This window comes from Deltaproteobacteria bacterium (genome assembly GCA_011773515.1).
Taxonomy (GTDB): domain Bacteria; phylum Desulfobacterota; class Deferrimicrobia; order J040; family J040; genus WVXK01.
This window is the reverse complement of sequence record WVXK01000112.1, coordinates 18,106-25,158: the sequence shown is the minus strand read 5'-3', so window position 1 is coordinate 25,158 and position 7,053 is coordinate 18,106. Positions and strand designations below refer to the sequence as shown.

Genomic DNA, 7,053 nt, shown 5'->3' with positions numbered 1-7,053 from the left:
CCGAGGCCTCCCGACGTGATGACCATCTGGCTCCCCCTCTTCATCGCACCGCGAAGCACCGAGGCGATCTCCTGGACGATATCATCGACGAGGGTGATCCTTTTCACCGTGATGCCGGCACGAAATAACTTCTCCGCCGCGTAGGGTGAGTTGGCGTCCTTCGTCCTGCCGCTCACCAGCTCTTTTCCTATCGCTACGATTTCGATTCTCATCGTCTTTGATTATACGTCCCTTCTAGCCGGCGAGAAATCATTAAATAGCCGAAACGCCTCCGGCACCGGAAGCCGCCTTCCCCGGGGTGGGACTGCGACGACCCCCTTCCACCGGAGGTCTTTTCTCTATATGATGATGGTAAACCCACCGGGGCAGGACAGAGGGGGCGCCGGGGACACGGGCCCATGGAAGTAAGAGAGATCGAAACCATAATCGAATCAATCGCGGGGGACAGCTCTTCGGGGGCCTCCGAGCTCGTCAGGGAGTCACACCGGTGCATCGAAAAGCTGGTGTCTGCCCTGGAAAAGGGCCACCTGGGTGAGGAAAACGTTCTGGCGTGGCTTGAGAAGCTCGCCCTTGCCAGGAGGGAGATGGTCCCCATCGGGAACCTCGTGTCCATTTTCACGGAAGAGGCCGGTGACTTCAGCGGCGACGGGGTGGAAAGGGGGCTTGCAAGGATACGCGTCGCCATTTCGGAGGAGGAGGAGATACCGGAAAAAATCAGCCGCGACATCGAGCCGCTCTTCCATGGAGATGCATCCAGGATCCTCGTGTACTCCTACAGCAGCACCGTTTGCCGCGTTCTCGCCAACCTTTGCGGGAAAGCGCGCATCACCGTGATGACCTCGGAAGGCCGCCCCACGGGCGACGGGGCACGGCTCCTTGAGAAACTCGGTGATGTGGAAATCGCCTTCGAGATGCACACCGATGCCGGCCTCATGAGCGGCGCGGGCGGGGCGGACATCGCCTTCTTCGGGACCGACGGGTGGTCAGACAACTACTTCGTCAACAAGACGGGGACAAAGGCCCTCGTCCAGATCCTCGATATACACGGGAAAAATGCCTTCGTGTTCGCATCACCCCTGAAAAAGGCCGACGACGAGACCCTCCTTGCCCTTTCCTTTCCACACCACGATTTTGCCGAGTGGCTGCCCCACCCCCCGGAGCGGGTGACGGTAAAGAACCCCCACTTCGAGGTCATCCCCCGGTACCCCAATGTCACCCTGTTCGGGGGGAAATAAAGCCGGCACTCCTTTTTCCTGCGAGGCTCCTGAGTTTTTTCAGATTGGCCGCGTCGCTTTTGACCGGATCCTCTCCCTTGGGGGTCTCGAGTATGAAGGGCACCTCCCGGAAGGGCGTATAGTTCAGAAGATGGGCGAACCCTTTGAGGCCTATCGTTCCCTCTCCAATGTGCTCGTGCCTGTCCACCCTGCTCCCCCGCTCCCTCCGGGAATCATTGAGGTGAACCACCCGCACCTTTCCTGAGAGACCGAGGGATTCCAGCTCATTTGCGAATTTCCGAAAGCCCCCCGCAGAGGAAATATCATATCCCGCGGCGTGGAGGTGACAGGAATCGAGACAGACGAAAACCCTCCCGTCACATCCCGATTTATCGATAATCTCCTGTATATGGGACAGCCGGTATCCGACGGACGCACCCTGTCCCGCCGTCGTCTCCAGGCAGATGTCAGCCCCGTGGACCCTCCCGGAGAGATCCCGCACGGCACAAGCTACCCGGGAGATCGCCCCGCCAAGGTCCCTGTCCATCGCGCTCCCGGGATGAACGATCACGTTCCCGATGCCGAGGAGGGCGGCCCTTCTCATCTCATCCGCCATCGCCCGGATGGAGCGTTCGTAGAGGAGGGGTGAGGGAGAGGCCAGGTTTATCAGGTAGCTGGCGTGGGTGGCAACGGCGTACACGCCCGTCCTTGCCTGCGCCCGTTTGAACCGCTCAACCGCATCGGGTGCTAGCTCCGGGGTCTCCCACCTGGTCGGGTAGCGGGCAAATATCTGGACTGCGTCGCAACCGCAGGCGAGCCCGATATCCGGCGCGTTGTGCAGGCCCCCGGCGACAGAGACGTGAGCACCCAGAATCGGTATGCTTTTCAAGGGGTTATCTCCGCAATGTGCCCCCTGACCTGTGTGCCCACATCGAGAATGCCGAGAGAGTTTACCGACGTGAAGTCCCTGTCGAGAAGCGACCCGGGATTGAAGAGCAGGATCCCGTCCTTGTATCGGTTCATGGGAGAGTGGGTGTGCCCGAAGAGGATGGCATCGACACCGTCCGTCCTGAAGGCATGGAGCACCTTGGAGAGGATCCCGTGGGGAGTCCCCCACCCGTGGATGACCCCGATCCGCACGCCCCCCATCTGGACGATCTTCTTCCTGGGAAACCGCTCCTTTATCTCGCTGGTGTCCATGTTTCCGGCAACAAGGATCAGGGGGGCGACCTCCTGGAGCGTTTCCACCACATCCATCCCGACCACATCGCCGCAGTGTATGATGCCGTCAACACCCGCGAAACGATCCCCGATCGCCTCGATTACCCTTGCGCCGCGGACCTCGTGCGTATCAGATATGACGCCGAATCTTTTCAAGAAAGACTACCCTTTGCTCTTTTTGTGGCAGAGATAACACTTCTTGTCACGGGGAGGGTGGTCCTCCGACATCGGGTACTCGGACGACTTCCCGTGACATTCGAGGCATCGGGCATCGCTGGTGGCCGTCATGTGCACCTCATCTGAGGGCAACAGCCTCGGCTTGCCGGTGAGCGAGAACACAACGAGAAGGGCCACGACGAGAGCCATCATCAGGATAAAGTGCAGATCTCTTTTCTGTATCAATTTCAACCCCTTTTTTTTCTCTAAAACTCCTGAGCGTCTATTTTAATATCTCACGGAAGAATTTTCCACTCTCTTTGAAGCAGGCACAGACGCAAAAAAAGTGCAGATCTATATTTTACTCCTTCCCGTTGACAAAAAAGGGATAGTTTGGATAAACTTAGCAATATATAAAGGATTTTTTCCATACGGCCTTGTTAAGGGAGGTTTCGTGAGAAGCGTTACCGTTTACCGGGTAGATTACCAGAAGAAAAAGCGGGAACCCATCGGAACGGTAATCGAGCGGAGAACAAAGGAGAGAGGTGACAACGTCCTGGGGCTTCTGCGCCTTGCACGAAAGATGTACGCACGGGACCTCGAAGACGCCCTTCACATCGCCATCGACTGGGACGAGGCGCAAAAAGAGTGAGGACCTGCCCCGCCCTGCCCCCTTATCCGGTCAATCTTTTCCCCCCGAAAGACCCCTCCCCGGGGCAAAGCTAAGGCCATAAATCTTGAAAGGAGCACCGGGCTGTTGTAGGATATTCTCACCCGTTTTCCTCGAGGGGGAGGCAAAGATCTCGCGTTACGGGCTGTTCGGCGCACCTGTTCGTTGCGCCTGCATCGAGAGAGCCGCTGCAGCACGGCAGGGTCGCAGGCACCGGGACCTCTTATCCCTGGGAATGGGCAGGAAAAGAAGAGAAAAACCGGGAGGTTGAGCGTTAAACCTCCCTTTCGGAGAAGACGCGCTTTTATGCAAGTCGCCAGATATTACCGGAACGACGACATCAGGATCGAAGAAATGCCCGTCCCCTCCATCGGGCCCGGCGAGCTGTTGATGAGGGTCATCGCCAGCGGTATCTGCGGGAGCGACGTCATCGAATGGTATCGCCTGAAGAAGGCCCCGGTGGTCCTGGGGCACGAAGTGGCGGGAGAGGTCGTCCAGGCAGGGGAAGGGGTTAAAGAGTTCAAGCCGGGGGACCGCATCGTCGCCTCCCATCACGTTCCCTGCAACACCTGCGCCCACTGTCTCACGGGGCACCACACCGCGTGCGACACGCTGCGGAGCACGAACTTCGACCCCGGCGGCTTCGCCGAATACGTGCGTCTTCCCTCCATCAATGTGGACAGGGGGGTGTTTCTCATCCCCGACGGCCTCTCCTTCGAAGAGGCATCTTTCCACGAAGCCCTCGGCTGCGTGGTCCGGGCTTTCAGGGTCGCCCGGGTGAAACCCTCTCAATCCGTCCTGGTGATCGGCAGCGGCATGGCGGGGCTCTTGTGCATTCACCTGGCCAGGGCATCGGGTGCGGGAAAGATCCTGGCCGTCGATCCCGTCCCTTACCGCCTGGAGGCGGGGCTCACCTTCGGGGCAGACGAGGCGATTCTGCCCGGAGATGACGTGCCCTCCTGCCTGCGCCGCATGTGCGGGGGAAGGCTGGCCGACGTCGTGTTTGTCTGCACGGGGGCGGAAACTGCCCAGATCCAGGCCCTTGAATCGGTGGAGAGGGGGGGGACGGTCCTCTTCTTCGCGCCCACGGACCCCGGGGTTACGATCCCCGTATCGATAAACGACCTCTTTTTCAGGAACGACGTCACCCTCACCACTTCCTACGGCGCCAGCCCGTACGACTCGTGGCAGGCCCTTCAGCTCATCTGCTCACCCCATATCAGGGTGAAAGAGATGATCACCCACCGCCTGCCCCTCGAGGAGACGGGGAGAGGCTTTCAGATCGTCGCGGAAGCAAGGGAATCGATCAAGGTTATCATAGAGCCCAACAGAAGGAATCATTCATGAACCAATAAAGGAGGAACACCATGGACTGGGGAATGAAAAACCGATTGTCACGGATAATAAAACCGGAAACGGGAAGAACGGTGATGCTCGCCGTCGACCACGGCTATTTCCTGGGCCCCACGACCAACCTGGAAAACGCCCGGAAGACCATAGAACCCCTGCTGCCTTACGCCGATGCACTGATGCTGACACGGGGAATACTGCGGACATCGGTGGACCCCGAAGCGGACGTTCCCATCGTGCTCAGGGTCTCAGGCGGATCGAGCACGCTCGGCGAGGACCTGTCAAACGAGGCGATCACCACGTCCATCGAGGAGGCGGTACGCCTGAACGTTTCGGCCGTGGCCCTTTCGATATTCGTGGGTTCCGAGTACGAGCACCAGACCCTCACCAACCTGTCGAAGCTCGTAGACAGCGCACAACCCTGCGGGATACCCGTTCTCGCCGTCACCGCCGTGGGGAAGGAGCTCGAAAAGAGGGATGCACGCTACCTCGCCCTCTCCTGCCGCATCGCCGCCGAGTTCGGCGCTACCTTCGTGAAGACTTACTACTGCGACGATTTCGAAACGGTCGTCGAGGGCTGCCCCATTCCCGTCGTCATCGCCGGGGGGCCCAAGCTGGAAACCGAGCTCGACGCCCTGAAGCTTGCCGCCGATGCGGTGCAGAAAGGGGCTGCGGGAGTCGACATGGGCAGGAACATCTGGCAGTCACCCCATGCGGTGCCGATGATTCAAGCGGTGAGAGCCGTGGTCCACGAAAACGTCCGCCCCGAGGAAGCCCTCAAGATGCTCCCCGTTTGAGATGGAAAGGGCCGGGAACCTGAACGAACTAGCGCTCATCGGCAACGCGGAAGTATTCCCCCACGATGTAGCCCTTGAAATCCCTCACCGCTGCGTGGTTGCCGGCATTCCCCGCCCGCAGATAATCGTAAAACCTCCTTCTCTCGCCGTCGTGGTAGGGCCTGCTGGGGAAGGTCACGTAGGGGCCCTTCTCGCCGTTGCCCTTCCAGACGGTCATGCCGGTGAGCTTCAGCCCCGAAAGACATCCCTCGTCGAAGATAATCTCCACGTCGGCCAGCTTTCCTTCGGGGATACCCCCGCTGTTCAGGATAAAGTTGATCCTCATCGTCCACCTCCTGGCGTTTCCTGGAGGAGGCGGCAATATCCGTGCCTATCAGTACATGAGCTGGTAGGGGTCCACATCGAAGTCGACCCGGATACCCCCTTTTCGCTTTCCCCCGCCAAACTCGGCGTTTACCACGTCCATCAGGGGAGAGAAGTCGGCATCGGGAGACGACTTCACGAGAATCTGATAGATGTACTGCTTCTTGATCTTCCAGATCGGTGCGGGTGAGGGACCGAGAATTTTCAGGTCAGTCCTGCTATCGAACCGGAAGTAGAGGGTCTCGGCAACTTCCTGGGCCCGCTTTTCAACACCGGCTTTGTCCTTTCCCGAGACGCGGATAAGAAGAAGGCGCGAGAAGGGCGGGTAGCCGAGCTCCGACCGGTGGGAGAGCTCGATGTCCATGAACTCGCTGTACTTGTGCGCTGCCGCCTTCAAGATCGCATAGTGATCGGGCTGGTAGGTCTGGATGATCACCTGCCCCACCGTCCCCCTCCTTCCAGCCCGGCCGGAAACCTGCGTGAGCACCTGGAATGTCCTTTCCGACGAGCGGAAATCGGGAAAGGAGAGGGAAAGGTCCGCCAGGAGGACCCCCACCAGGGTGACCTGGGGGAAATCGTGTCCCTTCGCGATCATCTGGGTTCCCACGAGGATGTCGATCTCGCCCTCCTGCATGCTCCGCAGGAGCGCCCCGTACACCCCCCTCCTCCTGGTTGCGTCCGAATCCATCCGGGACACTCTTTGCTCCTTCCACTTCCGGTTCAAAAACGCCTCGAGCTTTTCCGTGCCGATGCCGATGGGCGCCATTTTCGGGCCGCTGCACCGGGGGCACTCGATTGGAACCGGCTTTCTCATCCCGCAGTAGTGGCAGATGAGGGCCCCCTCCTGCCTGTGGGGCGTGAGCGATACGCTGCAGTCCCCGCACCGCTCGACAAAACCGCAGTCGAGGCACAGGATCCAGGGAGAGAAGCCCCGCCTGTTGATGAAAAGCATCACCTTCTCATCTCTTGCGAGCGTGGCCTCTATCAGTTCCTCGAGCTCCGAGGACACGTACCGCTTGAAACCCCTCCTTGCGCGGTTCTCCGTGAGGTCGACGATCCTCACATCCGGGAGGCTGCCCTGTGCAACCCGCTCGGGAAGCTCCAGGTAGCGGAACTCGCCCGTTTTCGCCCTGAAATAGCTCTCCCCCGAGGGGGTTGCCGAGCCCAGGACGACGGGGATCCGGAAAAGCCCTCCCTTGACGATGGCAAGGTCCCGCGCGTTGTACTTGACCCCTTCATCCTGCTTGTAGGCCTGGTCGTGCTCCTCGTCCACGATGATGAC

At 59.7% G+C, this 7,053-nt stretch carries 9 protein-coding genes and 1 pseudogene (1 of these 10 only partly in view); 4 read left to right on the top strand and 6 right to left on the bottom strand.

Going from position 1 to position 7,053, the window contains the following annotated elements; translation table 11 throughout:
- Positions 1-212, bottom strand: a pseudogene (locus GTN70_12030) (hypothetical protein) (it extends 49 nt beyond the left edge of the window).
- A gap of 186 nt (positions 213-398) precedes the next feature.
- Here GTN70_12030 and GTN70_12025 point away from each other — a divergent pair.
- Positions 399-1,235, top strand: a complete 837-nt coding sequence (locus tag GTN70_12025; protein NIO17684.1) for a hypothetical protein — start codon at positions 399-401, stop codon at positions 1,233-1,235.
- On the opposite strand, the gene GTN70_12020 is transcribed toward GTN70_12025, so the two are convergent.
- The 3 genes from GTN70_12020 to GTN70_12010 are packed head-to-tail and all read right to left on the bottom strand — an operon-like array spanning position 1,213 to position 2,837.
- The gene (locus GTN70_12020; GenBank protein NIO17683.1) at positions 1,213-2,103 is read right to left on the bottom strand and encodes a deoxyribonuclease IV; all 891 of its coding nucleotides are present in this window, start codon (positions 2,101-2,103) and stop codon (positions 1,213-1,215) included. The two genes, GTN70_12025 and GTN70_12020, sit on opposite strands and share 23 nt — an antisense overlap.
- Entirely contained in the window at positions 2,100-2,591 is a 492-nt protein-coding gene (locus tag GTN70_12015) for a YfcE family phosphodiesterase (protein NIO17682.1), read from the bottom strand. Before GTN70_12015 ends, GTN70_12020 begins: the two co-directional genes overlap by 4 nt.
- 6 nt (positions 2,592-2,597) lie before the next feature.
- Positions 2,598-2,837, bottom strand: coding sequence for a hypothetical protein (locus GTN70_12010; GenBank protein NIO17681.1), 240 nt, complete (start codon positions 2,835-2,837; stop codon positions 2,598-2,600).
- Between the two features lie 208 nt (positions 2,838-3,045).
- On the opposite strand from GTN70_12010, the gene GTN70_12005 reads away from it, so the two are divergent.
- The 3 genes from GTN70_12005 (at position 3,046) to lsrF (ending at position 5,408) form a co-directional block, all read left to right on the top strand.
- Positions 3,046-3,243, top strand: coding sequence for a hypothetical protein (locus GTN70_12005; protein ID NIO17680.1), 198 nt, complete (start codon positions 3,046-3,048; stop codon positions 3,241-3,243).
- Positions 3,244-3,651: 408 nt separating this feature from the next.
- Positions 3,652-4,608 (top strand): alcohol dehydrogenase catalytic domain-containing protein, encoded by a 957-nt coding sequence (locus tag GTN70_12000; GenBank protein NIO17679.1) that lies wholly within the window; start codon positions 3,652-3,654, stop codon positions 4,606-4,608.
- 20 nt (positions 4,609-4,628) lie between these two features.
- On the top strand, positions 4,629-5,408 hold the full coding sequence (lsrF, locus tag GTN70_11995; protein NIO17678.1) for a 3-hydroxy-5-phosphonooxypentane-2,4-dione thiolase: 780 nt from the start codon (positions 4,629-4,631) through the stop codon (positions 5,406-5,408).
- 28 nt (positions 5,409-5,436) lie between these two features.
- Here the strand turns inward: lsrF and GTN70_11990 are convergent, their stop codons facing one another.
- A complete protein-coding gene (locus tag GTN70_11990; protein NIO17677.1) occupies positions 5,437-5,733 on the bottom strand; it encodes a hypothetical protein in 297 nt (98 codons plus the stop codon).
- 48 nt (positions 5,734-5,781) lie between these two features.
- The coding region (gene priA / locus GTN70_11985) for a primosomal protein N' (protein NIO17676.1) at positions 5,782-7,053 on the bottom strand (1,272 nt) is incomplete at its 5' end.

Excerpts from the sequence above, each read along its gene's own strand:
- GTN70_12025 (NIO17684.1), top strand. The coding sequence starts at position 399 with ATGGAAGTAAGAGAGATCGAAACCATAATCGAATCAATCGCGGGGGAC.
- GTN70_12000 (NIO17679.1), top strand. The coding sequence starts at position 3,652 with ATGAGGGTCATCGCCAGCGGTATCTGCGGGAGCGACGTCATCGAATGG.
- lsrF (NIO17678.1), top strand. The coding sequence starts at position 4,629 with ATGGACTGGGGAATGAAAAACCGATTGTCACGGATAATAAAACCGGAA.
- GTN70_11990 (NIO17677.1), bottom strand. The coding sequence starts at position 5,733 with ATGAGGATCAACTTTATCCTGAACAGCGGGGGTATCCCCGAAGGAAAG.